The following is a 26,249-nucleotide window of genomic DNA, read 5'->3' as shown; positions in this document are numbered from 1 at the left end:
TTTTCCTCTGATTGTTATTGGTTGTGAGGGCAAAACCGGGGTCGTGCGGCCGCTGGACCTGGCTGGACTCTAGGCTGGGAGGCGCTGGGTGCCAATTACCCTATGGGGGTACGCCCCTTGACGACGTAGGGAAAGATCACCTGATACTGTGGGACGTTCATCGCGGGGCAAGCTCGCTCCCACGTTTTTGTGAGGCATCTGTGGGAGCGGGCTTGCCCCGCGATAGGCCTACATTGCGAATGCCGGGGGATCATGCACAACCTGTTCACCGAAGCCAGCGCCCACACAGGCCTGGCCCGCACCGTCGAGCAGCTCGGCCAGCCGCGCTTCTGGCGCCAGTTGATGCTGCTGTTGCAGCACTGGGTGCCGTTCGACAATGCCCTGGCGATGTTCTACCCGCGCGCCGGCCTGCCGCGGGCGCTGGAGATCTTCGATGCCCGCGGCGAGGGCAACCCCGAGGCCATGGCCCTGTACCTGAGCGGGCTGTACCAGCTCGACCCCTTCTACCAGGCCTGCCAGGAAGGCATCGGCGATGGCCTGCACCGCTTGGAAGAAGTCGCTCCGGACCAGTTCCGCCAGAGCGAGTACTACCTCACCTACTTCCACGACCATGTGCTCGAGGACGAGGTGCAGTTCATCGTGCAACTGGGCGACAGCGGCGCCCTGTCGCTGTCGCTGGGCAGCCGCCAGCGCTTCGAGGCGGCGCAGCATGGCCTGCTGGTGATGGTCTGCCCGTGGGTGCTGGCGCTGCTCGGCCAGCACTGGCAGCGTCAGGCCCCTGCCCCGGCGATGGCCAGCCAGGTGCGCGATGCCATGAGCCTGTTCGGCGCCAAGGTGCTTTCGGAGCGCGAGCTGGAGATCGCCCGGCTGGTGTTGCGGGGGTATTCGTCAAAAGCCATGGCCGAACGGCTGGCGATCTCGCCGGAGACGGTCAAGGTGCATCGGCGTCACCTGTACGCCAAGCTGGATATTTCGTCGCAACCAGAGCTGTTTTCGTTGTTCCTGCAGTCGTTGGGACATGATCCGCAGGACCCTTGAGGCCCGACGGGCTAAAGTTGAACCACCTCGGCCGGAAGGCGCGCACCTAAGGTAAAAATGCAGCCTAACCCTGCAGATTTGCCAATTGTGCAAGGCAAATTCGCATGACAGGATCCTGCGACCCGCCCGCGCATTCCAGGCTTCACTTGGAAAATCAATAACAAAGCAGGGAGAACGCGATGACCGCGCACGCTCACACCTCGGCAACGGATCATGTACTGGCCGAGGTCCGTAACCATATCGGCCACCTCACCCTCAACCGCCCCGCCGGCCTCAACGCCCTCACCCTCGACATGGTCCGCAGCCTGCAAAAACACCTGCATCGCTGGGCCCAGGATGCCGACGTGCACGCCGTGGTGCTGCGCGGCGAAGGGCCGAAGGGCTTCTGCGCCGGTGGCGATATCCGCTCGCTGCATGACAGCTACAAGGCCGGCCAGCGCCTGCATCTGGACTTCTTCGAAGAGGAATACGCTCTCGACCTGTGCATCCACCGTTACCGCAAGCCAGTCATGGTGCTGATGGACGGCTTCACCCTGGGCGGTGGCATGGGCCTGGCCCAGGGCTGCGACCTGCGTATCGTCACCGAGCGCAGCCGCCTGGGAATGCCCGAGGTGGGCATCGGCTACTTCCCCGATGTCGGCGGCAGCTACTTCCTGCCGCGCGTGCCCGGCGAGCTGGGTATCTACCTGGGCGTCAGCGGCACCCAGATAAAGGCCGCCGATGCCTTGTACTGCGGCCTCGCCGACTGGTACCTGGACAGCGACAAACTGGCCGCGCTGGATGAAGGGCTCGACCGCCTGGCCTTCGGCGACCACCCGCTCAAGGACCTGCAAGGCCTGCTCGCGCGGCTTGGCACCCAGACCCTGGGCGATGCGCCGCTGGCCAGGCTGCGCCCGGTGATCGACCACTTCTTCGCCCTGCCCGACCTGCCCAGCATCGTCGAGCAGCTACGCGCTGTGAGCATCGGCGACAGCCACCAATGGGCGCTGGACACCGCCGACCTGCTGCAGACCCGCTCGCCGCTGGCCATGGCCGTGACCCTGGAGCTGCTGCGCCGTGGCCGCCACCTGGCGCTGGAGGACTGCTTCGCCATGGAGCTGCACATCGACCGCCAGTGGTTCGACCACGGCGACATCATCGAGGGCGTGCGCGCCCTGATCATCGACAAGGACAAGCAACCGCGCTGGAACCCGCCGACCCTGGCGGCGCTCAATGCCCAGCGGGTCGACCAATTCTTCGAAGGCCTGTAAGGCCGGGAGTACGCAGATGCAAGACCTGGAACTGAGCGAAGAACAGATCATGATCCGCGACATGGCACGGGATTTCGCCCGTGGCGAGATCGCGCCCCACGCCCAGGCCTGGGAAAAGGCCGGCTGGATCGATGACGAGGTGGTGCGCAAGATGGGCGAGCTCGGCCTGCTCGGCATGGTCGCACCGGAACAGTTCGGCGGCAGCTACACCGACTACGTCGCCTATGCCCTGGCGGTGGAGGAGATCTCCGCCGGTGACGGCGCCATCGGGGCGCTGATGAGCATTCACAACTCGGTGGGCTGCGGCCCGTTGCTGGCCTACGGCAACCCTGAGCAACAACAGGCCTGGCTGCCGAAGCTGGCCAGCGGTGAGGTGATCGGCTGCTTCTGCCTGACCGAGCCCCAGGCCGGTTCCGAAGCCCACAACCTGCGCACCCGCGCCGAGCTGGTCGATGGCCAGTGGGTGATCAACGGTGCCAAGCAGTTCGTCAGCAACGCCCGCCGCGCCAAGTTGGCCATCGTGTTCGCGGTGACCGACCCGGACCTGGGCAAGAAAGGCTTGTCGGCGTTCCTGGTGCCCACCGACAACCCGGGGTTCAAGGTCGACCGCAGCGAACACAAGATGGGTATCCGCGCTTCCGATACCTGCGCGGTCTCCCTGGACAACTGCCGTATCCCTGCCGCCAACCTGCTGGGCGAGCGCGGCAAGGGGCTGGCGATCGCCCTGTCCAACCTCGAAGGCGGGCGCATCGGCATCGCCGCCCAGGCCCTGGGCATCGCCCGTGCCGCGTTCGAGGCGGCGCTGCTGTATTCTCGCGAGCGCATCCAGTTCGGCAAGCCGATCAACGAGCACCAGAGCATCGCCAACCTGCTGGCCGACATGCAGGTGCAGATCAACGCTGCCCGCTTGCTGATCCTGCATGCCGCACGGTTGCGCACGGCCGGCAAGCCGTGTTTGTCGGAGGCCTCCCAGGCCAAGTTGTTCGCCTCGGAAATGGCCGAGCGGGTGTGCTCGATGGCGATCCAGGTGCATGGTGGATATGGATATCTGGAAGACTATCCGGTGGAGAAGTACTACCGCGATGCGCGGATTACCCAGATCTACGAAGGGTCGAGCGAGATCCAGCGCATGCTGATTGCGCGGGAGTTGAAGCACTATTCGATTTGATGCCATTGCATCGAGGTGGAAGGCACTGCGTTGTGTTGCTTGTTCTGGCCTCATCGCCGGCAAGCCGGCTCCCACAATCACAGCGCTGCACTCAAGGAATGCACTGTACCTGTGGGAGCTGGCTTGCCAGCGATGAGGCCTGCACAAGCAGTGCAAGGTAGTCGCTGCAACCTGTTCGCCGGCACAGCGGCTAGACTAAACGCACTACACCCGCACCGCAGCGCACGGTCCGGGCCAGACCTGAACGGGGGGCTGCCACACGTGGAGGTGTGCGATGAGCCAGTTCAAGCGTTTGTTCGTCATGCTCGGCCCGCAGATGCGCTACAGCCCTGCCCTGCAACGGGCCGCAGCACTGGCCGAGTCCAGCGGGGCCCTGCTGGACATCAATGTATTCGTCGACGACGTCGATACCTTCGGGCTGATGAGCGATGGCCGCGAGCGCGAACGGCTGCTCGCCGATAACCGGCAATGGCTGGCGGACGCGAAGGAGCAACTGTCCGACAACGGGCTGGATGTGTCGACCGAACTGCTGCTGACCCGCGACCCGCTGGGCAGCGCCGTCGAACAGATCGAACGCCTGGGCTGCGACCTGCTGGTCAAGGACGTGCAGCACGAACCGGTGCTCAAGCGCCTGCTGGTCACGCCACTGGACTGGCAACTGCTCAAGGACAGCCCGGTGGCCGTGCACCTGGTCAGCGATATCCGCCTGCCCCTGCCCCGCCAGATCGCCGCAGCGGTCGACCTCAACCTCCACGGCGCCGGCGAGCACCTGGACGACCAGGTGTTTCGCAGCGCCCATGCCTTGGCCCTGCAGTGCAACGCCGAGCTGCATCTGCTGCACGTGTGCGACGCGGCAAAAACCCATATCGCCGACTTCGGCGCCGGCACCGTGACCATGCCCGGCTTCGAGGGCAGCGTGCGCGCCGCCCAGCGCGCGGCGTTCAACCGCCTGGGCGATCACTATGAAATCGCCCTGGAGCGCAGGCATTTCCTTGAAGGGCCGGCGATCAAGGCGATCGCCCAGTACGTCAGCCACAGCCGCATCGACGTGATCGTCATGGGTACTCACCGGCACGATGCGCTGCACACCTTCCTCGGCGGGACCACGTCGCACGTGCTGGAGCACCCGCTGTGCAACGTGCTGGCGATCAAGGCGGTGCGCTGACAGCGCCCGCCTTCGCCGGGGTCAGAAACCCTTGCTGTAGAACAACGAGTACGACTCGATGCCGTCGTTGGGTTGCTTGATGCCAGCGTTGGAGTAATGCATGGCGCGAATGCCGATCTTCTGATCAGCCGGCAGTTTCAGGCCAAAGCCGATACGGTCTTCAAAGTTGACCGAAGAGCCCAGGCGCTGGTCGCCGACCTCGGTCTTGGAAAACGCTGCCAGGCCGATGCCGGCCTCGATGAACGGGGTATAGGTGAAGCCGCTGAATTCATATACGAACACCGGACTCAATGACAGCGAATGGGCGCCGCTGTAGTCGCCACCCTCCCAGTAGGTGTAGGCCGCATCCCAATAACCCGTCAGGTGGCCCGCACTGCTTTCCAGCCACCGCTTGTCCCAATCGAACGACGCACCGAGACGGTAGGTCATGTCGCCCTGGCTGGTGGCGCCGACTGCACCGGACAGCTGTGCGGCCTGGGCCAGGTTGACGCCGGCGAACGCCAGCACGACAGCGGCCAGGGAACTGGCAAGACGGGTGTTCATCAATGACTACTCCTGAGGGTCTTCACGAACAGGCCCGGCCTGACGTGCGCAGGCCTGCGGCGAATGGGGGCTTGGGCCCCTCGTTATGCACCTGTGGGCTGGTGCATCCAACCAGGTCACAAGTGGTAATAGTTTTCTCGATTATTGTCTGAACGCGCCATAAGTTGAAAGTACTTTGCCACTACTGACCGAGGCCTCGTTCAGTCATAGACCGATTCTTCATGCTCGCCCAGCAACCGCCGCTGGCGCGGCGTGGCCGCAGCGAGCACTTCGGGGTTGAAACGCCAGGTGAGGTAGGGCGAGAACTTCTGCGCCACCATGCGCCGGCCGTAATGCACCTGCAGCATGTCGCGCACCCTCTCGGCGCTGCGGTTGGCGCCGCCGCTGTGCCAGACATCGCTGCGCATCACCAGTGCGTCACCTGCCTGGCACAGCACCGGGCGCAGGACATGCCCTTGCCAGTTGTCCTCTCCCGTTTGGGGCTCGCGACCGGCGCGGTGGCTGCCGGGGATGATCAGGGTCGGCCCCACTTGCAGGTCGATATCGCACAGGTACAGCTGCGCCGTGAGAATCTGGGCGGGCAGGCTAAAGCGACCATGCAGCTCGGTCGGCAGTGGCATGGGCAGATGGTCCAGGTGCAGGCCCATGCCCGGGTAGCCCGGGTGGCTGCGCCAGGCGGTCTGGCCGATGACGTGGCAGTCGCTGCCCAGCACCGCTTCGGCCAGTTCGATCAAAGGTGGCAGGTCAAGGAACGGCAACCACAGTGGGTCGCGGTTGAACACACACTTGTAGTGTTCGAGCAGGCCTTGATAGTCCCAATGCAGCGGTTGCAGGCCATCGATGGCAGCGTGCAGCAAAGCGATGCGTGCTGGGTCGAGCACTCCGGGTATCACGGCGAAGCCCTGCGTGTGGAGGGACTCAACAGGGTTCATTGGTGTCCCTCCACGGGCCATGGGCACATTTGTACTCTTTATTGCTCAGCGCCAGTTCAAGTCCACCCGTGCCGGCGTCTTGCCGTCAACGTTGACCTGCTGCTGCACGCTCTGGCCGTCGGCATTGCCAGTCACCCGGTAGTGCCCCGGTGGCAGTTGCACGAAGATCAGTGGCCCGACGTCCTGCAAGGCCAGCACCGACTTGCCCTGGGCAGACTGGATATCCAACGCAGCTCCGCTCTGGAACTTGCCTTCGGCACCGGTGGACAGGGTGATGTGCAGGTCGTAGCCGGGGGTGCGGCGCAAGGCGTTGGCCTCATCCTGGCCGATGCCGCCCTGCAGGTAGCGGATGCCGTTCTGCTCCTGCGGCTGCAGTTGCACGGCTTGTGGGTCGATGGGGGCGTTGAGGTCGGCGGCCGCCGCCAAGGTCCAGGGCATGGCCAAGGTCACCAGCAGTGCCGCGCAAAGCCCGTAGTGATGAGTACGCATGGTGCATTCCTCCCTCGCAGGGATGGTCTACACAGTTTTGATGCCTGGCTGCAGCGCACGTTCGCGTGGTTTCGGACCGTTAGTCAGGTATGGGGGGCTGCTGCGCTGCCCATCGCCGGCAAGGCCAGCCTCTACAAGAAGACAGTTGCTCCCAAATGATCCCGCCGAATTCAAGACCTGCACTTTGCCTGTGGGAGCGGGTTTACCCGCGAAGCTGACACCTCGGTGCCTGGCACGGGCTATGCCCGTGTTCGCGGGTGAATCGCAGCGGCGAACCGCCGCTCCCACAAGGATCGCTCCGGGCATTTAATGTGTGAGCCTTGCACTCAACCCGCCAACGACTCGGCCCGGCGCTCCTCGAGCAATTTGATGAACATGCTCAGGCTGCGCGACACCGTGCCCCGGCGCCACACCAGCCAGGTCTTGAGGTAACGAAAGTCCTCGGCCATCGGCCAGGCGCTGACCGTGCTGCAACCGGGCATGTTGTCGAGCATGCTGCGCGGCATCATCGCCAGGCCTGCGCCTGCGCTGACGCAGGCGAGCATGCCGTGGTAGGACTCCATTTCGTGGATCTTGCCCGGAACGGCCTGGTCGTGAACGAACCAGCTCTCGAAATGGTGGCGGTACGAGCAGTTGGCGCGAAATGCGTAGATGCTCGCACCGTTGACGTCGCGGGCACGGGTGACCGGCGCATGGTGCAGCGGTGCGATGACCATCATCTCCTCTTCGAACACCGGCATGCCTTCGAGCGTGGGGTGCAGCACCGGGCCATCGACGAAGGCGGCCACCAGGCGCCCGGACAGCACGCCTTCGAGCATGGTCCCCGACGGGCCGGTGGACAGGTCGAGGTCTACCTTGGGATAGCGCTGGTTGTAGGCCGCCAGCAACGCCGGGATGCGCACCGCCGCAGTGCTCTCCAGCGAGCCCAGGGCGAAGGTGCCCTGCGGGTCCTCCCCGGCCACGGTCAGCCGCGCTTCGTGCACCAGGTCGAGGATGCGCCGGGTGTATTCGAGGAAGTTCCAGCCGGCCGGCGACAGGCGCAGGCGGCTCTTCTCGCGGATGAATAGCTCGACGCCGAGGTCTTCTTCGAGCTGCTTGATACGGGTGGTCAGGTTCGACGGCACCCGGTGGATGTGCTGGGCGGCAGCGCTGATGCTGCCGTGCTCGGCCACCGCCTTGAAGATCTCCAGTTGCACCAGGTCCACAGGTCATTCTCCAAACGTGAATGTTTCGCTCATTATTATTCAGTTTTCATTAAAGCGCGCCACCACTAGTCTGGGCTCATCGATTCATAACAAGAGACCCCCGCCATGAGCGAGATCAGCAGCCTGACCCACGCCATCTCCGTCGACCCCTACACCGGCGAGCAGATCGGCCACTATGCCTTCGACACCGACGCCGCACTGGAAGCGGCGCTGCAACGCGCCAAGGTTGGCTACAACCAGTGGCGCAAAGTGTCGCTGGGTCAGCGCAGCGAATACCTGATCGCCCTGGCCGACGCCCTGCAGGCCAACGCCGAAGACTTCGCCCAGATGATCGCCCGCGAGATCGGCAAGCCGATCGCCCAGGCCCGTGGCGAAGTCGCCAAGTGCGTCGGCCTGTGCCAGTGGTACGCCGAACACGGCCCGGCCATGCTCGCCGCCGAACCGACCCAGGTCGAGAAAGCCCGCATCGAATACCGCCCGCTGGGCCCGATCCTTGCCGTGATGCCGTGGAACTTCCCGATCTGGCAGGTGCTGCGTGGCGCCGTGCCCGCCCTGCTGGCCGGCAACACCTACGTGCTCAAGCACGCCCCCAACGTGATGGGCAGCGCCTATCTGCTGGCCGACCTGTTCAAGCGCGCCGGCCTGCCGGAAGGCGTGTTCGAAGTGCTCAACGTCACCCCTGACGGCGTCACCCGCGCCATCAACGACCCGCGCATCGCCGCCATCACCCTCACCGGCAGCGTGCGCGCCGGCATGGCCATCGGTGCACAGGCCGGTGCCGCGCTGAAGAAGTGCGTGCTGGAGCTGGGCGGCTCGGACCCGTTCATCGTGCTGGCCGACGCCGACCTGGACGCTGCTGTGAAAGCAGCCGTGATCGGCCGTTACCAGAACACCGGCCAAGTGTGCGCCGCCGCCAAGCGTTTGATCGTCGAGGAAAGTATTGTCGAGGCCTTCACCGCCAAGTTCGTCGAGGCCACCCGTGCCCTGACCGTCGGCAACCCGCTGGACGACGCCACCTACATCGGCCCGATGGCCCGCTACGACCTGCGTGACGAACTCGACGGCCAAGTGCAGGCCACCCTGGCTGAAGGCGCCACCCTGCTGCTGGGCGGCCACAAGGTCGAAGGCGCGGCCAACTTCTACGCACCGACCGTGTTCGCCAACGTCACCCCGGACATGACCGCGTTCAAGCAGGAGCTGTTCGGCCCGGTGGCGGCAATCATCACTGCCCGTGACGCCGACCATGCGGTGGAACTGGCCAACGACAGCGACTTTGGCCTGGCCGCGACCATCTACACCGCCGACTACGCCCTGGCCGAGCGCATGACCAGCGCGCTGGACACCGGTGGCGTGTTCATCAACGGCTACTGCGCCTCCGACCCCCGTGTGGCCTTCGGCGGCGTGAAGAAGAGTGGTTTCGGCCGCGAGCTGTCGCACTTTGGCGTGCGTGAGTTCACCAATGCCCAGACCGTGTGGCTGGATCGCAACTGATCTGACCGCGCTGCTCGCCGGCAAGGCAGGCTCCTGCGGGGGCCGGCCTTGCCGGCGAATACCTTCTGGGCTGCAAAATCGCTCGATCCTGTGCCTTGAATCACCCTGCATCGGGTGAATAATCGATGACCTCCCGACCACCCCGGAGGTAACCGATGAGCACCCATATCCCCACCCGGCGCTTGACCATCCCCGAACTGGCCGCCATGAAAGGCCGGCAGAAGATCGTCGCCCTCACCGCCTACAGCACCCCCATCGCCCGCCTGATCGACCCACTGGTGGACTTCATCCTGGTCGGTGATTCGACCGCCATGGTCGCCTATGGCCGCCGCTCCACCCTGGCCATGCGCCTGGAGGAAACCATCAGCCACACCCGCGCGGTGATGGGCTGCACCGAACACGCCTGCGTGATCGCCGACATGCCCTTTGGCAGCTATCAGGCCTCGCCCGAGCAGGCTTTCAACAACTGCGCCCAGGTACTGGCCGAAACCGGCTGCGCCGCGGTGAAGCTGGAAAGCAACCAGGCGCTGGCCGGCACCGTGGCTTTTCTGGTCGAACGCGGCATCCCGGTGATGGCCCATGTCGGGCTGATGCCGCAGTTCGTCAACGTGATGGGCGGCTACAAGGCCCAGGGCCTGACCAAGGCCAGCGTCGAGGCGATTACCGAGGACGCCCGGGCCAACTTGGACGCAGGGGCGTTCAGCCTGTTGCTCGAAGGTGTGGCCGAGCCGCTGGCGCGGCGTATCAGCGAACAGAGCACGCAACCCTGCATCGGCATCGGCGCCTCCCCGGCCTGCGACGGCCAGATCCTGGTCACCGAGGATCTGCTCGGCCTGGGCGGGCCGCGCAAGCCGCGCTTCGTCAAGCAGTATGCCGACGTGGCGGCAGTGATCCGGGTGGCTTGCGCGCGCTACGCCAACGAAGTGCGCCAGGGCGAATTCCCCGAACTATCCCACTGCTACGGGAGCTGAGGCGCCTGGCGAACAGCTTGGGCCAGGCGCACCAGTGCGCCTTCGATGTCCTGGCGCCAGTCGACGGTGACGCTCAGGCGCAGGTGGTCGCGCCAATGGCCCGCCTGGCTGAACAGCGAGCCCGGGGCGATGACGATGCCTTCGGCCAGCAGGCTTTCGCAGACCGCATCCATGTCCACCGGGCGCATGGCCCGCAGCCAGAATGCGGCTCCGGCCTGAGGCAGGGTTGCTTGCAAGCAGTCATAGGCATGCTGCTTCAACAGCACGGCCATGCGCGCCGCGCTGGCTGCCAATTGCTTGCCCAGCAAGGTCCGCTGCCGGTCGATGCGCCCGGAACCGTAGAGCCCTGCAATGGCGCGCTGGCGGTAGGACGGTAGGCGCAAGCCTCGGGCGAAGAATGCCTCGGCCAAGGTTGCCGTGGCGCTACGGCACAACAGGTAGGCGAACGGGGCCTCGGCACCGATGCTTTTATCGAAGCTTGCGAACACCAGCAGTTGCTCCGGGTCGGCATGCTCCCGGTAACTGGGCAGGTTGGGGCACAGGCCGCCGTAGCTGTCGTTCTCGAACAGCCACACTCGGCGCCGGGCCAGCAACTCGCACAGGCGTCGCTTGTCGGCTGCCGGCATCGCGCTGCCTTGTGGGGTGTTGACCCGGGATGACAACACCGCCACGCGCACGGGCGTGGTGTCCAGCATCCGGGCCACGGCATCGAGGTCCATCCGCCCCTCCCCGTCCAGCGGCGCCTCGAAGACCTGTAGGCCCGCCGCACGCAGCCGGCCCAGTATCAACCAGGAACACGGCGACTCGACCAGCGCCACAGAACCTGCTGGGATCAACGCTTGCAGGGCGATATCGAACACGCAGCGCAGGTCCGGGCCGATGAACACCTGGTCGGCCTGCCACGGCTCGGGCGAGCCCTGGCTGTAGTCACGCGCCAGCGCCGCCCGCAGCTCAGGTTCACCCAGCGGCTGGTACGGCGGCAGGTCCGCGGGCGGTGAGCGGCGCAGCAGCTCGCGTTCGAGCATCAGCAGCGGGCCATCGAGGGCGCCCAGCATGGCCGGAGCATCGCTGCTCAAGGCCAGCATTCCTGGTTGCCGGGCGCTGGCGTAGACGCGATCGAGCAGGCTGGCCGTGGGCGGCAGCGGTGACGTCGGAGCCTGTTCGACGCTGAAATAGCCGACCTTGGGCCGTGCCTGGATGCGGCCCTGGGACTCGAGCAGGGCGAAGCCTTGCTTGCAGCTGGACAGCGACACCTGCAACTGCTGGGCGACCTCGCGCAGCGAGGGCAGCCGGTGCGCTTGTCCCGAAGGCCGGGCGTCGAGCCAATGGCTGAGGTAGCGGTGGACTTTCTGGTAGGTGAAACGGGGGGTGCGCTGGGTATCCATACCTGGGCCTGACGAGAAATTTTTGCCGGGGTGCGCTCCTGTGGGAGCGGCTTTAGCCGCGAAGCATAAGGCAACGTTGCCTGGCACCGGCTTCGCCGGTGTTCGCCGGCAAGCCGGCTCCCACAGGTACAGCGCCAACCTCAAAATCAGCGCTGTATCTGTGGGAGCTGGCTTGCCAGCGATGGGCTGCGCAGCAGCCCCTGCAGGTTGTTGTCATATCCCGCGAGTCCGCTTCAGAGTCTCACTCGGCAATTCGCGAAACAGCTGCCGGTAGCTTTCGGAAAACCGCCCCAGGTGCCAGAACGACCAGCGCATGGCCACCTCGGCAACGGTCGCATCGCCCGCCAAAAGATCCCGCCGCGCCCCGTTGAGCCTGCGCAGACGCAACCAGTGCGCCGGCGGCAGGTTGGTAAAGCCCTTGAACGCCTGCTGCAACTGACGCACGGAAACCCCGGCAACCTTGGCCAGCTGCACCAGGTTGAGGGTCTCGTCGGGGCAATCGGCCGCCCATTCACTGACCCGGCGCATGATCGCACGTTCCTCGTCGCGTCGCCCCAGGGCATCGCCCTGCAGGCGCTGCCCGGCGTTGTCGAGAATGAACAGGCAGTCCTCCAGCAACTGCTCCGCCAGCGCCCTGCCCTCCAGCGGGCAATCGGCCTGGCCCAGGCGGGTCAGCGTGGCGCTCAGCCAGTTGCCGAACAAGGCATTCTGCTGGCAGCTCAGCGGCACCATGAACAGCCCGCGCAAGCGCTCCACATCCAACCCGTGGCTGGCCAGGAACGGCTGCTCGAACACCACTGCCACCTCCTGGTAGTTCTCGGGGGTAATCCAGATATTGCGGCTGTCTTCGTTCAGCAGGTACAGGCTGTTCTCGCTGCGGTCGAAACAGAACGCCAGGGCGCCGCTGGGGGCACGGAAGAACTGTTCGACGCGGGTGTTCAGGCGCTCCTCGTAAACCTCCACGCCCTCAAGCCCCAGCCAGCGCAGCTGGCCGTTGAAATGCCCGGGGGACATTTGCCGGTACTGCTGCTGCCAGCCGGGAGTGGCGCGGGTCTGTTCGGTCACATCGGTGGTGTGGAAATCCTGAACCTGCAAGGCGATTGGCGTTGTCACGCGCTGTCCTAGTTGCACTCTTTTGGTGCATTGACTGACGAAGAAAGTGGATAGATCAGCCCAGGGGGCTGCGCCCAAGATAGTCCTCAGCGTCACCTGTGGGAAGTGCCCAACGTGCTGACCACCACAACTACCCAACCAAGAGGTTTGTATGAACGCCCCCTTCGATCAGCTGTCCACCTGGCTGAAAGAACACCGGATCACCGAAGTCGAATGCGTGATCAGCGACCTGACCGGCATCGCCCGCGGCAAGATCGCCCCCACCGCCAAGTTTCTCCACGAGCGTGGCATGCGCCTGCCAGAGAGCGTGCTGCTGCAGACCGTGACCGGCGACTACGTCGACGATGACATCTACTACAGCCTGCTCGACGCCGCGGACATCGACATGGTCTGCCGCCCCGACCCCACCGCGGTGTACCAGATCCCATGGGCCATCGAACCGACCGCGATCGTGATCCACGACACCTTCGACAAGCAGGGCAAGCCGATCGAGCTGTCGCCGCGCAACGTGTTGAAGAAAGTGCTCAAGCTTTACGCCGACAAGGGCTGGCAGCCAATCGTTGCACCAGAGATGGAGTTCTACCTCACCCAACGCTGTGAAGACCCGGACCTGCCACTGCAAGTGCCGCTGGGCCGCTCGGGCCGCGCCGAAAGTGGCCGCCAATCGTTCTCCATCGACGCCGCCAACGAATTCGACCCGCTGTTCGAGGACGTCTACGACTGGTGCGAACTGCAAGGCCTGGACCTGGACACGCTGATCCACGAAGACGGCCCGGCGCAGATGGAGATCAACTTCCGCCACGGCGACGCACTGGACCTGGCCGACCAGATCACCGTGTTCAAACGCACCATGCGCGAGGCGGCGCTCAAGCACAACGTCACCGCCACCTTCATGGCCAAGCCGATCACCGACGAGCCGGGCAGTGCCATGCACCTGCACCAGAGCGTGATCGACATCGCCACCGGCAAGCCGATCTTCGCCAACGAAGACGGCAGCATGAGCGAACTGTTCTTGCATCATATCGGCGGCCTGCAGAAGTACATCCCCAAGCTGCTGCCGATGTTCGCGCCCAACGTCAACTCGTTCCGCCGTTTCCTGCCCGACACCTCGGCGCCGGTGAATGTCGAGTGGGGTGAAGAAAACCGTACCGCCGGCCTGCGCGTGCCGACCTCCAGCCCTGAGGCGATGCGCGTGGAAAACCGCCTGCCGGGCGCCGATGCCAACCCGTACCTGGCCATCGCCGCGAGCCTGCTGTGCGGCTATATCGGCATGGTCGAGAAGCTCGAGCCGAGTGCGCCGGTGCAAGGCCGCGCTTACGAAAGGCGCAACCTGCGCCTGCCGATCACCATCGAGGACGCGCTGCAGCACATGGAAGACTGTGAAGTGGTGCAGCAGTACCTGGGCCAGCAGTTCGTCCAGGGCTACGTGGCGGTCAAGCGCGCCGAGCACGAGAACTTCAAGCGGGTGATCAGTTCGTGGGAGCGTGAGTTCCTGTTGCTCAGCGTCTGATCAACCACACATCTTGTGGGAGCGGGCTTGCCCCGCGACGAGGCCATCAGCCCAATCGCGGGGCAAGCCCGCTCCCACAATGCCCCAACCCCGAACCATCGTTAATACCACGACCAAGAACAAGACCAACGAGGTGTCGACATGCGTCATCCGAAAGCCCTGATCCCCGCAACCTTCGCCCTGCTGTTCGGCGCCGCCGCCCAGGCCCAGCCGACGGTGAGCGTGTACAACTGGACCGATTACATCGGCGATACCACCCTGGCGGACTTTCAGGCCAGCAGCGGGATCAAGGTGGTCTATGACGTGTTCGATTCCAACGAAACCCTGGAAGGCAAGTTGCTGGCCGGGCGCACCGGCTACGACGTGGTAGTGCCGTCCAACCATTTCCTCGCCCGCCAGGCCCAGGCCGGCGCGTTCCTGCCACTGGACCGCAGCAAGCTGCCGAACTGGCAGCACCTGGACCCGAAACTGCTCAAGCAGCTTGAGCAGAATGACCCGGGCAACCAGTACGCCGTGCCTTACCTGTGGGGCACCAACGGCATTGGCTACAACGTCGATAAGGTGAAGGCGGTGCTGGGCATCGACAAGATCGACTCCTGGGCCGTGCTGTTCGAGCCAGAGAACCTGAAGAAGCTCAAGCAGTGCGGCGTGGCGTTCATGGACTCGCCCGACGAACTGTTCCCGGCCATCCTCAACTACATGGGCATGAACCCGCGCAGCGAGAAGGCCGACGACTATAAAAAGGCCGAGGCACGTTTGCTGGAACTGCGCCCGTACATCACCTACTTCCACTCTTCCAAGTACGTATCCGACCTGGCCAACGGCGATGTCTGCGTGGCCTTCGGTTACTCCGGCGATGTGCTGCAGGCCGCCCACCGCGCCGAGGAGGCCGGCAACGGCGTCAAGATCGCCTACAGCATTCCCAAGGAAGGCAGCAACCTGTGGTTCGATTTGCTGGCGATCCCCAAGGATGCCAAGAACCCCGAGCAGGCCCTGGCGTTCATCAACTACCTGCTCGACCCCAAGGTGATTGCCAAGGTCAGCGCCACGGTCGGCTATGCCAACGCCAACCCGGACGCCAAGGCCGACATGGACCCGGCATTGGTGAACAACCCCGAGATCTACCCGCCCCAGGAGGTGCTGGACAAACTGTATGTTTCCACCATGCAGAGCCCGCCGATCCTGCGGCAGATGACCCGCTCCTGGAGCAAGATCAAGTCCAACCGCTGAGTCGAGCACACCCATGCCTCACATGACTGAACACACCGCCTCCTACTACGCCGCCACGGCGCGCCAGGCAGCGCCCTACCCTGTGCTCGACCAGGACCTGCACGCCGACGTGTGCGTGGTCGGCGGCGGCCTGACCGGGGTCAACGCCGCTCTGGAGCTGGCCGAACGCGGCCTCACGGTGGTCTTGCTGGAGGCCCGGCGCGTCGGCTGGGGCGCCAGCGGGCGCAACGGCGGCCAGCTGATCCGCGGCATCGGCCATGACGTTTCGGGCTTTGCCCGCCACGTCGGCCAGGACGGCGTGCGCTACCTCAAGCAGGCCGGGATCGACTCGGTGGCGCTGGTGGCCAAGCGTATCGAACAGTACGGCATCGACTGCGACCTGCGCTGGGGCTTCTGCGAGCTGGCCAACACCCCGGCGCAGTTCGCCGCCTTCGAAGACGAGCAGCGCGATCTTGCCGACCTCGGCTACCGCCACGAAACCCGGCTGGTCGGCGCCGAGCGCATGCACGAAATCGTCGCCAGCGACCAGTATGCCGGTGGCCTGGTGGACATGGGCTCGGGCCATCTGCACCCGCTCGACCTGGTCCTGGGCGAAGCCCGCGCCGCCCATGGCCTGGGCGTAAATATCTTCGAGCAGAGCCCAGTGCTGCGCATAGAACATGGCAGCACCGTGACCCTGCACACTGCGCGCGGCAAGGTCCGCGCCCAGAGCCTGGTGCTGGGCTGCAACGCCCACCTCGACGAGCTGGAACCGCGCCTGAGCGGCAAAGTGTTGCCTGCCGGCAGCTATGTAGTGGCCAGCGAACCGCTGCCCGAACAGCTTGCCCGGGCGCTGATCCCGCAGAACATGGCGCTGTGCGACCAGAAAGTCGGCCTGGACTATTACCGCCTTACTGCCGACAACCGGCTGCTGTTCGGCGGCGCCTGCCACTATTCCGGGCGCGATCCGAAGGACATCGGCGCCTACATGCGGCCCAAGGTGCTCAAGGTGTTCCCGCAGTTGGCCGATGTGCGCCTGGACTACCAATGGGGCGGCATGATCGGCATCACCGCCAACCGCTTCCCGCAGGTTGGCAGGCTCAGCCAGCACTCCAATGTGTTCTATGCCCAGGGCTATTCCGGGCACGGCCTGAACACCACGCACTGGACGGCGAAACTGCTGGCCGAGGCCATCGCCACCCAGGCCAGTTACGGGTTCGACGTGTTCAGCGCGGTGCCCCACCTGACCTTCCCCGGCGGCAAGGCATTGCGCTCGCCGCTGCTGGCGCTGGGGATGTTGTGGTACCGGCTGCGCGAGGCGCTGGGCTGACGGGCGCTGCTCAAAGGATGGCTTGCAGGCCTTTGTCAGCGATGACATTGAGCAGTTTCAACGCCGGCCCCGCCGGACGTGTTTCGCCCTGCTCCCACTTGCGCACCGTGGAAGCGCTGGTGTGCAGGTGCAGGGCGAACACCGGCTGGCTGAAATTGAGGGTTTCACGCAGTTGCTTGATGTCCTGGGCACTGAACGCCCGCACGGGTGCCGGGCATATTGCTTCGAAATCGCGCAGCGTGACCTTGCCGACCGCGCCCGCCCGCTCCAGGGCACATAGGTCGTCACGCAATGATTCAATGAGTTTGCTGGTCACAGTGGACCTCCATCAGTACACCGCAGCCCAGGGCCTTGGCCAACGCCTGTGGTGATAAATCCAGGAATACCTTGCCGGCGAACTGCAACGCCTTCTGCTCGTTGGGCATAACATTCGCTTGGTCGTTCTTTTTGAAACCATGCAGAAACACATAGCGGCTACCGATGCGGGCCGACAACAACGTGCGATAGCTGCCGCGCTTCCCGGCACCGCGTCCGGCGATGCGTTTCTTGAATAGCAGCCCGCCGAGGCTGGCATCCACAAGGCCGCACTGCATCTCCTCAACAGCCTTGCACAGCACGCAATCCGGGAGATTCTCGCTGAGTTGCCAGCGGGCGAACTCCCTTCTTTTAAAGACTTCCATGTCCAACGCTCCAAACCATACCCGTAAAGGGCATACTTTTCCAGCTTTCGGATTGAATGGATAGTCAGCTGCTTCGGGCATGGACGTGCGAAACGGCAATGAGAATCGAACGGGTTGCTGGCCTTCCGCCAAGCACCTGCTAGCGTTGTTCTGGCCAATTCACTCATGGACACCGCCATCATGATGCAACTGTCTCGCAGCACCCTGTTGTGCGCAGCCCTGCTTGCCCTGGTTGCCTGCTCCAGCAACCGCGTCGACCCCAAGGATTACTCCGGTTTTCTCAAGGACTACAGCCGTCTGAAGCCGGCCGAAAGCGTCTCCGGCGCGCCGGTGATGCGCTGGGTCGACCCCAACCTGAAAGCCAGCCAGTACACCAAGGTGTTCATCGAACCGAGCCAGTTCTACCCCAAACCACAACCGACCGAGGTGATCTCGGCGCAGACCCTGCAGGAGATCACCCGCTACTTCAACGAAGCCATGCGCCGCGAGCTGGGCAGTGTGCTGACGCTGGTCAAGGAGCCTGGGCCGAACACCATCGTGGTGCGCCCGGCGATTACCGCAGTGGCCACCAGCAACGAAGGGCTCAGGCCCTATGAAGTCATCCCCATCGCCCTGGTGGCAGCAGCGGTCAACACCGCCGCCGGCGGGCGTGACCAGGACGTGGACATTGCGGTAGAGGCGGCCTTCCTCGATGGCGCCAGCCAGAAAGTGCTGGCCCAGGTGGTGCGTAAAGGCAGTGGCAAGGAGCTGGAAAACGACACGCAGAAACTCACCCTGGCCGACGTCAAGCCGGTGCTCGATGGCTGGGCCAGCGACATGCGTCGCAGTTTCGTGGCCCTGCAGCACAAGTCCAAATAGGCCGCTACCCTCGATAACGCAACAAGGCCGCTGCCCGGCAGGGACAGCGGCCTTGTTGTGTCTAGCTCCCGAAGATCAGGCGACGAAGCTGTAGAGGATCGCCGACAAGGTGATCAGGCCGATCAGCACCACGAACACATTCGACAGCTTGCCCGAGTACTGACGCAGCGCCGGCACCTTGTGCACCGCGTACATTGGCATCAGGAACAGCAGGCAGGCGATCACCGGGCCGCCCAGGCCTTCGATCAGGCCAAGGATGCTCGGGTTGAGCGTGGCCACCGCCCAGCAGGTCACCACCATGAACAGCGCCGTGGCACGCTCCAGGCGTTTGGCCGGCCAGGTTTTGCCACGCCCACGCAGGCTCTTGACGATCATGCCCTGGAAGCCTTCGCTGGCGCCGATGTAATGGCCCAGGAACGACTTGGTAATCGCCACCAGCGCGATCAGCGGCGCAACGAAGGCGATCACCGGGGTCTGGAAGTGGTTGGCCAGGTACGACAGGATCGAGATGTTCTGCGCCTTGGCCTCAGCCAGGTTCTCCGGGCTCAGGGCCAGCACGCAACTGAAGCAGAAGAACATCACCGTCAGCACCATCATCACGTGGGCAGTGGCCAGGGTGCGGCCGCTCTTGCGGTCGGCGTCAACGCCATAGCGATGTTTCTGGTCGACGGCAAAGGCCGAGATGATCGGTGAGTGGTTGAACGAGAACACCATCACCGGGATCGCCAGCCACAGGGTGAGCATCAGGTTCGAGGCGCTGAGGCCTTCATTGGCCTGGGCGAAGAACGCGCCGTTCCAATTGGGGATCAGGCTCAGCGCCAGCAACAGCAACGAAGCGACGAAGGGGTAGACCAGCAGGCTCATGGCCTTGACGATGAGTTGCTGGCCGCAGCGCACGATGATCATCAGGCCGCAGATCAGCAGCAGCGCCAGCAGTGCACGGGGCGGAGCACTCAGGTGCAGCTGGTGTTCGAAGAAGCTGGTGAGGGTGTTGGTCAGCGCCACGCTGTACACCAGCAAGATCGGGAAGATGGCGAAGAAATACAGCAGGGTGATCAGCTTGCCGGCGCCAACGCCGAAGTGCTCTTCCACCACCTCGGTGATGTCTTCGCTGCCGCCCTTGCGCCCGGACAACACGAAGCGGGTCAGCGCGCGGTGGGCGAAGAAGGTCATGGGGAACGCCAGCAGCGCCAGGATCAGCAGCGGCCAGAAGCCGCCGACGCCGGCGTTGATCGGCAGGAACAGGGTGCCGGCACCGATGGCGGTGCCATACAGGCCCAGGGCCCAGGTGGTGTCGTGGCGGTTCCAGGTGGTCGAGCCCGAGGCCGTAGCCGGGGCAGCCGAATCCGCACGAAGGGTCGTGGTGCTTTGTACATCAGTCATGGGTATCGCCTTGTAGTTGTTTTTGTCGCAGGTACAGCGGGTGTTGCAGTTTGGGAGCCGGCTTGCCGGCCTCATGGGTTGCATGGCTTCTGTAGGAGCGGCCTTGTGCCGCGAAAGGGCTGCGCAGCGGCCCCGGCGTTACCACATAGATTGCCGGGGCCGCTGCACGGCCCTTTCGCGGCACAAGGCCGCTCCTACAAAGACAGTTACGCCGACAGGGTCAAGTGCATGCCTCGCGTTCTGTCAGCACTCGACGAACGCCACGGCCAGGCCGCCGCGGGAGGTTTCCTTGTAGTTGGCGTGCATGTCGGCACCGGTATCGCGCATGGTGCGGATCACCTGGTCGAGGGAAATGAAATGCTCACCGTCACCACGCAAGGCCATCTGCACGGCATTGATCGCCTTGACCGCAGCAATGGCATTGCGCTCGATGCACGGTACCTGGACCAGGCCACCGACCGGGTCGCAGGTCAGCCCGAGGTTATGTTCCAGAGCAATCTCGGCGGCATTTTCCAGCTGTGGCGGCGTGGCGCCCAACACTTCGGCCAGACCGGCGGCAGCCATCGAACAGGCCGAACCGACCTCGCCCTGGCAGCCCACTTCGGCGCCGGAAATCGACGCGTTCTTCTTGCACAGGATGCCCACCGCCGCCGCCGCCAGCAGGAAGGTCACCACATCGTCGTCGCAGGCCCCGGGGTTGAATTTCATGTAGTAGTGCAGCACCGCCGGGATGATCCCGGCCGCGCCGTTGGTGGGTGCGGTGACCATGCGGCCGCCGGCGGCGTTCTCTTCGTTGACCGCCAGGGCGAACAAGTTGACCCACTCCATGGCGCTGAGGGTCGAACCGATCACGTTGGGCTTGCCCAGCTCCTGCAGGCTTCGGTGCAGGCGCGCGGCGCGGCGCTTGACCTTGAGCCCGCCGGGCAGGATGCCTTCATTGCGCAGGCCGTTGACCACGCACTCGCGCATGGCGGCCCAGATGTTCAGCAGGCCTTCGCGTACCTCGCTTTCCGAGCGCCAGGCGCGCTCGTTGGCCAGCATCAGCTGGCTGACACTCAGCCCGTGCTGCTTGCACAGCGCCAGCAGCTCCTCTGCGCTGGAAAACTCGTAGGGCAGCTCGACCTCGGCGCCGCCACCCTGAGGTGCGTCGATTTCGCTTTGCTCGACGATGAAGCCGCCACCCACCGAATAGTAGGTCTGGCTGAACAGGCTGCCCTGGGCGCCGAAGCTTTCCAGCGTCATGGCGTTGGGGTGGTACGCCAGGCTCTCGTCGAGCAGGCGCATGTCACGGCTGTACTGGAACTCGATTGGATGGCTGGCATCGAGCATCAGGCACTGCTCCTGCATCAACTGGTCGATACGCGGCTCGATGCTGTGCGGGTCGATGCGGTCCGGCCATTGGCCCATCAGGCCCAACAGGCAGGCACGGTCGGTGGCATGGCCAACCCCGGTGGCCGACAGCGAACCGTACAGGCGGACCTCGACCCGGCTCACCTGGGCCAGCAGGCCGCGCTCGCGCAGTGCCAAGGCGAAGGTTGCCGCGGCGCGCATGGGGCCGACGGTGTGGGAGCTCGATGGGCCGATGCCAATCTTGAAAAGGTCGAAAACACTGATAGCCATGCTAATGCCTGACCGTGGCAGCCGTACAACGCGCACCACGGATCTCCGGAAAAATTGAACGGTATTACAAAGTTGGGCGATACTGACGCGCTCAGGTCGGCATGACCAACGAAACTTCCTACACAAGCCTTTAGCAGGACTAAACAATGAAGGGGCCACTCAACGGTCAGGTGTACGTCTGGCTGCATGTGTTTGCCTGCGCGGCGCGGCACCTGTCATTCACCCGCTGCGCAGAAGAGCTGCACATCACTCCCGGCGCCGTCAGCCAGCAAATGCGCCAACTGGAAGAGCGCCTGGGCTATCGCCTGTTCCTGCGGCGCGCCCGCGGCGTCGAGCTGTCAGCCGAGGGGCAGCGGCTGGCGCAGACCGTGGCCGAGGCCTACGGCAGCATCGAGGCCGAGCTGCTGCGCCTGGATGCCGGTGAGATCCGTGGCACCTTGCGCCTGCGTTCGATCCCGTCGTTCCTGGCCAAATGGCTCACGCCGCGCCTGCCGCGCTTCCAGCAGCGCTACCCCGACATCGAGTTGCGCCTGGTGGCCGAGGACAGCAACCAGGCCCTGCACCCGGATGACTTCGACCTGGCCATCGACCTCAACGACGGCAGCTACCCGGGCATGCTGTCCACCCCGTTGCTGGATGAACAGATTTTCCCGGTCTGCTCCCCTGCACTGCTGCGCGGCCGCCCGCCGCTGCACGGGCCGACGGACCTGGTGCACTATCCGCTGCTGCATGACATCACCGCCTGGCGCGGCAGCTCGGAATATGCCGAATGGGAGTTCTACCTGGACGGTATCGGCGCCGGCGGGCTGGACGTGCGCCGTGGCCACACCTTCAACCGCAACCACCTGACCATCGAGGCGGCGATTGCCGGTGTCGGCGTGGCCATCGCCCGGCGCACCCTGCTCAACGATGAACTTGAGCGCGGCGCGCTGATCGTGCCGTTCGGCGTACCGATCGCCAACCACAAGCGCTACGTGCTGCACTACCCGCCCGGCGGGCTGACCCAGCCCGGCGCCCGGGCAGTGCATGACTGGCTGGTGGAAGAGGCACAGGGGTTCAGGGCATTGCACCCATTGTCACTGCCAGGTGCGTAAGGCCACCCGGGGGTATCCGCCATGGAGTTACGCTCTGTTACTTCGGCGCCTGCCTTGTAACTTAAGCCCCTGCCCACCACGCGCCTACAGTGTGCCCCTCGGCCTGCGCGCCGCGCCGTGCCGAGGTTAAACCCACACAGGAGGTGTAACCATGCATTTCGTAACCGTCGAGAAGAACCAGGCCAGCGCGCCATCCGCGGAAGACCTCAAGAAAGCGATGATCCTGTCCAACGGCACGCCGGGCGAAGTCACAGGCAACAACAGCGCACGCACATTGACGTTCACCGGCGAGATCAGCCATACGACCTACGAAAACAAGCTCATCGAAGTGGCCAAGGGCAAGCGCACCAGTTGGAACTTCACCTGGGCCGACGCCAACGTCAAGAGCACGGCCTAAGCCTTGCTTGCATAACTGCACGAGCAACAAGGGCCGCATTGCGGCCCTTGTTCATTTGAGTGGGCGGCATGACAGCCGCTGCCTTGTAACACCGTGATACTTCGCCGGCCCTTTCGCCCCGCCTAGAGTGGCCTGGTCGACACCCCGGCACAGGCCGGAATTCGGCAACCATCACTCAACAAGGACAGAGGGACACCATGAGCAATTCGAATGCCGCAAGCAAACAACAGCTCGCCGTCGCCCAGCAGCGCCAGGAACAGGTGCAACAAGCGGTCAAGGCCCTGCTTGGCCGAACCCAGCCCCTTGAGCAAAGCCACTACGCCAATCTGTTCCGCACCATCACCGATGCCGTTACCAAATCGGTGAACATCCAGATTGCCGCCGATGACCTGCGTACTCTCAAGGACGGTAAGTACAAGCTGTGCTTCGCCAAGAAGGTCGGAGACGCTGCGTACAACGTGGTCTGGCAGTCCTACGACAAGTACCTGATGAACAACACTTTCAGCTGGACGCCCCAGTACCAGCTGTTTGGCACCAACACCTTCCAGGACAATGTCACGGTGACCACGGCCACCAATATCGTCACCATCGGCCTCGGACAACAATCGATCCTCGACGATGCAGGCATACTCGGGGCGCCTTCCACCGGTGGACCGGAAACGGCGGTCACCTTGATCAACAAGTACGGTTCGATCCATCCGGGCGTCAACCAGCTGTCCACCGGCATCGACGGCAAGCAAGTGAGCACGCCGATCTACGTGGCCACCAGTGCGGTCGTACAGGGCAGCACCAGCCTCACGCCGAAGGAAAGCATCCTGGTGTGGTTCCAACAGGACGTGCAGACCAGCACCATGTTCAGCAGCTCACGCTCCAATGCCCAGGAGATCGACCTGACCTTCGCCAACAGCGCCACCTACATGTACTCCGACCAGAAGTGGATCATCCCTTCCTGAGCCTTGGCCGCCGGGGTTCGCCCCGGCGGTATCACCCTGTGTGCCGGACGAACTGACCGATCACGCAGTGGCAGATGGCCTCGGCCAGCTCCTGCTCGGTGGCGATCAGCAATGGTCCGCCTCGGTCGAAGCGGGCCGACCAGAGCAGGCTGCCCGCCCCCACGTCCAGCAGACGCACCGCCACCCGCACACGGTTGGCTTCGGCCCGCACACTGCCCTCGAGCAGGTAGGCATGCTCATGGGTGAGTTCGCCTGGCGTCGGTGCCCCCCGTGGTAAACGCACGCGCACCGAGGCACGCTCGAAACCATGGAACAGCAAGTCGCACAACTCCTCGCCCAACCCCCGCGCGAACGCCCCACCCAGGCTGGTCAGGCAACTGAACGGCCGCACGCACAGTACCGCCGGCCGACCATCGGCCAACGGCGCGCCCCACCGTTCGCAGCACAGCCGATAACCACCGGCAGGCACGCTCAGGCGCAACGGCTCATGAGCCCCATGCGTGGCGTAATAGTCCGCAAGCTTGCGCCGCAGGCGACCGATCTGCACCCGTACCACCGGGTCGTCGCCCGTGCAATACACCGCAGGATCCCGGCGAAACACCGCGATGCCGATATCGTATTCGCTGGGGATGCCCTCGCCGCCCTGCTGGCTACGCTGGGCGAGGTAACTGAGCAGGCTGCCCAGGCGCCGCGACTTGACGAACAGCGGGCTGGCCAGCAACCCTTCGACCGCTCCCTGGAGTTCATTGCCACTTTTCGACGGCTCACGGGCCATTGCTGGCACGCGAACCTTGCTCATTCGCTTGATGACCATCGACCTGCGTCTCCTTGCAGGACACGGCCGGTCCGCGCTGCGGACCGACAGTGGCTGGGTCTTTCATCCTTGAAGGGGCGACCAGGCCGATGCAGGCAGGTCGCCATCACCGGGCAAGTGTAGTGCTGCGGGGCGGGATGTGTGACCGGCCGTCGGCCCGCCGGTCAGCCCGACACTACTCAGTAGGCGTGTTTGCCGGTGAAGGCATTGAGCGTGCGTACCAGAATCACGAAGTCGAGCCACAGCGACCAGTTGTTGATGTACTCGATATCGGAATTCACGCGCTGGACCATCTGCGCGATGTCCTTGGTTTCCCCCCTGAAGCCACGTACCTGGGCCAGGCCAGTCATGCCGGGCTTGATGTTGTGGCGGGCAAAGTAGTCGACGATGTCCTGGGAGTATTGCGTGTCGTGTTGCAGCGCATGCGGGCGCGGGCCCACCAGCGACATCTCCCCGGTCAGCACGTTGAACAGCTGGGGCAGCTCATCCAGGCTGGTACGGCGGATGAAGGCACCCACCCGGGTCAACCGTGGGTCGTTCTTCTGCGCCTGCTGGAGCACGCCGGCCTCGGGCTGGTGCACATGCATGCTCCTGAACTTCCAGATGCGGAACGATTCGCCGGTCCAGCCCATGCGCTCCTGGCGGAAGAACACCGGCCCGGGGCTATCGAGCTTGATCACCAGGGCGACAACCAGCAGTACCGGCGAAATGCACAGCAGGATAAGCGCCGCCAGCACTCGGTCCTCGACGTTCTTGAGGAACAGGCTCATGCCGGTCAAAGGTGTCTCGGACAAGGTCAGTACCGGGATGCCGGCGATTTCGCGAACGCTGTGGTTGATCAAGCGCAGCGAGAAGATATCCGGCACCCAGTTCACGGCAATGCATTTTTCCAGCAGCTTCAAGTAGATATCGTTGATCACTTCGGAGCCGCCGAGCGGCGTTACCAGGTACACCGTGCGAATGGCGTGCTGCGCGACGATTTCGTCAAGCTTGGAAATATGCCCAAGTACCGGCGGGCCCTGCTGCCCGTCCGCCCGCTGCGCTGTGTCGGTTTCGTCGAACAACACGCAGCCCACCACCCGCTCGCCGAACCAGGGGTTGTTGCTGATCTTGCGATAAAGGAAATCGGCCAGTTCACCGTTACCGATGATCAGCGCGTTTTCCATGCGGTACGCATGGGCCATGAAGCGTTTCTGCACTTCACGCACCGCAACATGCAGGAACAACTGGACGAAATAACCGATGACGAACAGCTCCCCGACCAGCAGCCGCGAATAGGATTCGCTCTGTTTGGTAAGGAACGCCATCACCACCAGGAAGCAGAAGGTCGCCGACCAGGCCTTGAACAGCCTGAAGGCCTTGACCGTCAGGCCGACGTTGGTGCGGTAGATGGCGTAGTGGTCGTAGATCACCGCCAACGCACCGATCAGCAACAGCAGCATGATCACGTAGTCGGAGGTGATGTAGCCAAACTGTTCGTAGATCAGGTACCAGGCGACACCAGTCACCGCAATACCGTCAAGGCCCGCCTGCACCGCGTTGCTGACGTTGCTTCTGCGCTGGAGTACGGGACGACTGCTTCTGGGTTCCAAAACCATTGTCAGGCCTCATCAATGTGAGCGTGTCGAACACCCTTGCATCAGGCTGAACA

At 64.2% G+C, this 26,249-nt stretch carries 25 protein-coding genes; 13 read left to right on the top strand and 12 right to left on the bottom strand.

All coding sequences use genetic code 11. From position 1 onward, the window contains the following. Positions 1–252: 252 nt before the first annotated feature. From F6X61_RS09335 to F6X61_RS09320, 4 genes are all read left to right on the top strand, one after another. Complete coding sequence (locus tag F6X61_RS09335) at positions 253–1,038, top strand: helix-turn-helix transcriptional regulator (protein WP_153786370.1); 786 nt, start codon at positions 253–255, stop codon at positions 1,036–1,038. Between the two features lie 179 nt (positions 1,039–1,217). Continuing rightward, on the top strand, positions 1,218–2,288 hold the full coding sequence (locus tag F6X61_RS09330) for an enoyl-CoA hydratase/isomerase family protein (RefSeq protein WP_153786369.1): 1,071 nt from the start codon (positions 1,218–1,220) through the stop codon (positions 2,286–2,288). Positions 2,289–2,304: 16 nt separating this feature from the next. Beyond that, positions 2,305–3,456 carry an acyl-CoA dehydrogenase family protein gene (locus F6X61_RS09325; protein WP_153786368.1) on the top strand — a complete coding sequence of 384 codons (1,152 nt, stop codon included), beginning with the start codon at positions 2,305–2,307 and terminating at the stop codon, positions 3,454–3,456. Positions 3,457–3,730: 274 nt separating this feature from the next. Then, the gene (locus tag F6X61_RS09320; protein ID WP_153786367.1) at positions 3,731–4,621 is read left to right on the top strand and encodes a universal stress protein; all 891 of its coding nucleotides are present in this window, start codon (positions 3,731–3,733) and stop codon (positions 4,619–4,621) included. Positions 4,622–4,642: 21 nt separating this feature from the next. On the opposite strand, the gene F6X61_RS09315 is transcribed toward F6X61_RS09320, so the two are convergent. The 4 genes from F6X61_RS09315 to F6X61_RS09300 all read right to left on the bottom strand — a co-directional run bounded on the left by F6X61_RS09315 (position 4,643) and on the right by F6X61_RS09300 (position 7,790). Next, positions 4,643–5,164, bottom strand: a complete 522-nt coding sequence (locus F6X61_RS09315; protein ID WP_153786366.1) for an acyloxyacyl hydrolase — start codon at positions 5,162–5,164, stop codon at positions 4,643–4,645. A gap of 200 nt (positions 5,165–5,364) precedes the next feature. Continuing rightward, positions 5,365–6,096: a phytanoyl-CoA dioxygenase family protein gene (locus F6X61_RS09310; RefSeq protein WP_153786365.1), complete on the bottom strand. Its 732-nt coding sequence runs from the start codon at positions 6,094–6,096 to the stop codon at positions 5,365–5,367. 45 nt (positions 6,097–6,141) lie between these two features. Then, on the bottom strand, positions 6,142–6,585 hold the full coding sequence (locus F6X61_RS09305; RefSeq protein ID WP_153786364.1) for a carboxypeptidase regulatory-like domain-containing protein: 444 nt from the start codon (positions 6,583–6,585) through the stop codon (positions 6,142–6,144). Between the two features lie 326 nt (positions 6,586–6,911). Beyond that, positions 6,912–7,790, bottom strand: coding sequence for a LysR family transcriptional regulator (locus F6X61_RS09300; RefSeq protein ID WP_125463967.1), 879 nt, complete (start codon positions 7,788–7,790; stop codon positions 6,912–6,914). Between the two features lie 105 nt (positions 7,791–7,895). Here F6X61_RS09300 and F6X61_RS09295 point away from each other — a divergent pair, with 105 nt between their 5' ends. Together F6X61_RS09295 and panB are read left to right on the top strand one after the other, a co-directional pair. After that, complete coding sequence (locus F6X61_RS09295) at positions 7,896–9,281, top strand: aldehyde dehydrogenase family protein (RefSeq protein ID WP_153786363.1); 1,386 nt, start codon at positions 7,896–7,898, stop codon at positions 9,279–9,281. 155 nt (positions 9,282–9,436) lie between these two features. Further along, the gene (gene panB, locus F6X61_RS09290; protein ID WP_153786362.1) at positions 9,437–10,252 is read left to right on the top strand and encodes a 3-methyl-2-oxobutanoate hydroxymethyltransferase; all 816 of its coding nucleotides are present in this window, start codon (positions 9,437–9,439) and stop codon (positions 10,250–10,252) included. On the opposite strand, the gene F6X61_RS09285 is transcribed toward panB, so the two are convergent. Together F6X61_RS09285 and F6X61_RS09280 are read right to left on the bottom strand one after the other, a co-directional pair. Then, the gene (locus tag F6X61_RS09285) at positions 10,240–11,637 is read right to left on the bottom strand and encodes a PLP-dependent aminotransferase family protein (RefSeq protein ID WP_153786361.1); all 1,398 of its coding nucleotides are present in this window, start codon (positions 11,635–11,637) and stop codon (positions 10,240–10,242) included. The two genes, panB and F6X61_RS09285, sit on opposite strands and share 13 nt — an antisense overlap. 213 nt (positions 11,638–11,850) lie before the next feature. Next, positions 11,851–12,750: a helix-turn-helix domain-containing protein gene (locus F6X61_RS09280; protein ID WP_153786360.1), complete on the bottom strand. Its 900-nt coding sequence runs from the start codon at positions 12,748–12,750 to the stop codon at positions 11,851–11,853. Positions 12,751–12,901: 151 nt separating this feature from the next. Here F6X61_RS09280 and F6X61_RS09275 point away from each other — a divergent pair, with 151 nt between their 5' ends. The 3 genes from F6X61_RS09275 to F6X61_RS09265 all read left to right on the top strand — a co-directional run bounded on the left by F6X61_RS09275 (position 12,902) and on the right by F6X61_RS09265 (position 16,799). Beyond that, positions 12,902–14,260, top strand: a complete 1,359-nt coding sequence (locus F6X61_RS09275; RefSeq protein ID WP_153786359.1) for a glutamine synthetase family protein — start codon at positions 12,902–12,904, stop codon at positions 14,258–14,260. A 141-nt stretch (positions 14,261–14,401) separates the two neighbouring features. Next, positions 14,402–15,490, top strand: coding sequence for a polyamine ABC transporter substrate-binding protein (locus tag F6X61_RS09270; RefSeq protein ID WP_153786358.1), 1,089 nt, complete (start codon positions 14,402–14,404; stop codon positions 15,488–15,490). Positions 15,491–15,503: 13 nt separating this feature from the next. Further along, positions 15,504–16,799 carry an FAD-binding oxidoreductase gene (locus F6X61_RS09265; RefSeq protein WP_153786357.1) on the top strand — a complete coding sequence of 432 codons (1,296 nt, stop codon included), beginning with the start codon at positions 15,504–15,506 and terminating at the stop codon, positions 16,797–16,799. Positions 16,800–16,809: 10 nt separating this feature from the next. Here F6X61_RS09265 and F6X61_RS09260 read toward each other — a convergent pair whose 3' ends face one another. Together F6X61_RS09260 and F6X61_RS09255 are read right to left on the bottom strand one after the other, a co-directional pair. Then, positions 16,810–17,115 (bottom strand): DNA-binding transcriptional regulator, encoded by a 306-nt coding sequence (locus F6X61_RS09260; RefSeq protein WP_153786356.1) that lies wholly within the window; start codon positions 17,113–17,115, stop codon positions 16,810–16,812. Further along, a complete protein-coding gene (locus tag F6X61_RS09255; protein WP_153786355.1) occupies positions 17,096–17,479 on the bottom strand; it encodes a type II toxin-antitoxin system RelE/ParE family toxin in 384 nt (127 codons plus the stop codon). The genes F6X61_RS09260 and F6X61_RS09255 overlap by 20 nt, the downstream gene beginning before the upstream one ends. 180 nt (positions 17,480–17,659) lie before the next feature. Here F6X61_RS09255 and F6X61_RS09250 point away from each other — a divergent pair, with 180 nt between their 5' ends. After that, on the top strand, positions 17,660–18,337 hold the full coding sequence (locus tag F6X61_RS09250; protein WP_153786354.1) for a DUF3313 domain-containing protein: 678 nt from the start codon (positions 17,660–17,662) through the stop codon (positions 18,335–18,337). Positions 18,338–18,412: 75 nt separating this feature from the next. On the opposite strand, the gene F6X61_RS09245 is transcribed toward F6X61_RS09250, so the two are convergent. Both F6X61_RS09245 and F6X61_RS09240 read right to left on the bottom strand, forming a co-directional pair. Beyond that, positions 18,413–19,720, bottom strand: a complete 1,308-nt coding sequence (locus F6X61_RS09245; RefSeq protein ID WP_153786353.1) for a serine/threonine transporter — start codon at positions 19,718–19,720, stop codon at positions 18,413–18,415. 243 nt (positions 19,721–19,963) lie between these two features. Continuing rightward, positions 19,964–21,340, bottom strand: a complete 1,377-nt coding sequence (locus tag F6X61_RS09240) for an L-serine ammonia-lyase (RefSeq protein WP_153786352.1) — start codon at positions 21,338–21,340, stop codon at positions 19,964–19,966. Positions 21,341–21,486: 146 nt separating this feature from the next. On the opposite strand from F6X61_RS09240, the gene F6X61_RS09235 reads away from it, so the two are divergent. From F6X61_RS09235 to F6X61_RS09225, 3 genes are all read left to right on the top strand, one after another. Beyond that, the gene (locus F6X61_RS09235) at positions 21,487–22,434 is read left to right on the top strand and encodes a LysR substrate-binding domain-containing protein (RefSeq protein ID WP_125463953.1); all 948 of its coding nucleotides are present in this window, start codon (positions 21,487–21,489) and stop codon (positions 22,432–22,434) included. 151 nt (positions 22,435–22,585) lie between these two features. Next, the gene (locus F6X61_RS09230) at positions 22,586–22,831 is read left to right on the top strand and encodes a hypothetical protein (protein ID WP_125858502.1); all 246 of its coding nucleotides are present in this window, start codon (positions 22,586–22,588) and stop codon (positions 22,829–22,831) included. A gap of 197 nt (positions 22,832–23,028) precedes the next feature. After that, complete coding sequence (locus F6X61_RS09225) at positions 23,029–23,784, top strand: hypothetical protein (RefSeq protein ID WP_110992647.1); 756 nt, start codon at positions 23,029–23,031, stop codon at positions 23,782–23,784. A gap of 31 nt (positions 23,785–23,815) precedes the next feature. On the opposite strand, the gene F6X61_RS09220 is transcribed toward F6X61_RS09225, so the two are convergent. Together F6X61_RS09220 and F6X61_RS09215 are read right to left on the bottom strand one after the other, a co-directional pair. After that, positions 23,816–24,598 (bottom strand): hypothetical protein, encoded by a 783-nt coding sequence (locus F6X61_RS09220; RefSeq protein WP_256671339.1) that lies wholly within the window; start codon positions 24,596–24,598, stop codon positions 23,816–23,818. Between the two features lie 179 nt (positions 24,599–24,777). Continuing rightward, positions 24,778–26,196 carry an undecaprenyl-phosphate glucose phosphotransferase gene (locus tag F6X61_RS09215; protein WP_153786351.1) on the bottom strand — a complete coding sequence of 473 codons (1,419 nt, stop codon included), beginning with the start codon at positions 26,194–26,196 and terminating at the stop codon, positions 24,778–24,780. Between the last annotated feature and the right edge of the window lie 53 nt (positions 26,197–26,249).

The sequence above is a fragment of the Pseudomonas sp. EMN2 genome, assembly GCF_009650555.1.
GTDB classification, from domain to species: domain Bacteria; phylum Pseudomonadota; class Gammaproteobacteria; order Pseudomonadales; family Pseudomonadaceae; genus Aquipseudomonas; species Aquipseudomonas sichuanensis.
This window is presented reverse-complemented; position numbering and strand designations above follow the sequence as displayed.

What these genes read in the sequence shown, in the direction of transcription:
- F6X61_RS09335 (WP_153786370.1), top strand. Translation starts at nt 253, where the DNA reads ATGCACAACCTGTTCACCGAAGCCAGCGCCCACACAGGCCTGGCCCGC.
- F6X61_RS09330 (WP_153786369.1), top strand. Translation starts at nt 1,218, where the DNA reads ATGACCGCGCACGCTCACACCTCGGCAACGGATCATGTACTGGCCGAG.
- F6X61_RS09325 (WP_153786368.1), top strand. Translation starts at nt 2,305, where the DNA reads ATGCAAGACCTGGAACTGAGCGAAGAACAGATCATGATCCGCGACATG.
- F6X61_RS09320 (WP_153786367.1), top strand. Translation starts at nt 3,731, where the DNA reads ATGAGCCAGTTCAAGCGTTTGTTCGTCATGCTCGGCCCGCAGATGCGC.
- F6X61_RS09315 (WP_153786366.1), bottom strand. Translation starts at nt 5,164, where the DNA reads ATGAACACCCGTCTTGCCAGTTCCCTGGCCGCTGTCGTGCTGGCGTTC.
- F6X61_RS09310 (WP_153786365.1), bottom strand. Translation starts at nt 6,096, where the DNA reads ATGAACCCTGTTGAGTCCCTCCACACGCAGGGCTTCGCCGTGATACCC.
- F6X61_RS09305 (WP_153786364.1), bottom strand. Translation starts at nt 6,585, where the DNA reads ATGCGTACTCATCACTACGGGCTTTGCGCGGCACTGCTGGTGACCTTG.
- F6X61_RS09295 (WP_153786363.1), top strand. Translation starts at nt 7,896, where the DNA reads ATGAGCGAGATCAGCAGCCTGACCCACGCCATCTCCGTCGACCCCTAC.
- panB (WP_153786362.1), top strand. Translation starts at nt 9,437, where the DNA reads ATGAGCACCCATATCCCCACCCGGCGCTTGACCATCCCCGAACTGGCC.
- F6X61_RS09285 (WP_153786361.1), bottom strand. Translation starts at nt 11,637, where the DNA reads ATGGATACCCAGCGCACCCCCCGTTTCACCTACCAGAAAGTCCACCGC.
- F6X61_RS09275 (WP_153786359.1), top strand. Translation starts at nt 12,902, where the DNA reads ATGAACGCCCCCTTCGATCAGCTGTCCACCTGGCTGAAAGAACACCGG.
- F6X61_RS09270 (WP_153786358.1), top strand. Translation starts at nt 14,402, where the DNA reads ATGCGTCATCCGAAAGCCCTGATCCCCGCAACCTTCGCCCTGCTGTTC.
- F6X61_RS09265 (WP_153786357.1), top strand. Translation starts at nt 15,504, where the DNA reads ATGCCTCACATGACTGAACACACCGCCTCCTACTACGCCGCCACGGCG.
- F6X61_RS09255 (WP_153786355.1), bottom strand. Translation starts at nt 17,479, where the DNA reads ATGGAAGTCTTTAAAAGAAGGGAGTTCGCCCGCTGGCAACTCAGCGAG.
- F6X61_RS09250 (WP_153786354.1), top strand. Translation starts at nt 17,660, where the DNA reads ATGATGCAACTGTCTCGCAGCACCCTGTTGTGCGCAGCCCTGCTTGCC.
- F6X61_RS09245 (WP_153786353.1), bottom strand. Translation starts at nt 19,720, where the DNA reads ATGACTGATGTACAAAGCACCACGACCCTTCGTGCGGATTCGGCTGCC.
- F6X61_RS09240 (WP_153786352.1), bottom strand. Translation starts at nt 21,340, where the DNA reads ATGGCTATCAGTGTTTTCGACCTTTTCAAGATTGGCATCGGCCCATCG.
- F6X61_RS09235 (WP_125463953.1), top strand. Translation starts at nt 21,487, where the DNA reads ATGAAGGGGCCACTCAACGGTCAGGTGTACGTCTGGCTGCATGTGTTT.
- F6X61_RS09230 (WP_125858502.1), top strand. Translation starts at nt 22,586, where the DNA reads ATGCATTTCGTAACCGTCGAGAAGAACCAGGCCAGCGCGCCATCCGCG.
- F6X61_RS09225 (WP_110992647.1), top strand. Translation starts at nt 23,029, where the DNA reads ATGAGCAATTCGAATGCCGCAAGCAAACAACAGCTCGCCGTCGCCCAG.
- F6X61_RS09220 (WP_256671339.1), bottom strand. Translation starts at nt 24,598, where the DNA reads ATGGTCATCAAGCGAATGAGCAAGGTTCGCGTGCCAGCAATGGCCCGT.
- F6X61_RS09215 (WP_153786351.1), bottom strand. Translation starts at nt 26,196, where the DNA reads ATGGTTTTGGAACCCAGAAGCAGTCGTCCCGTACTCCAGCGCAGAAGC.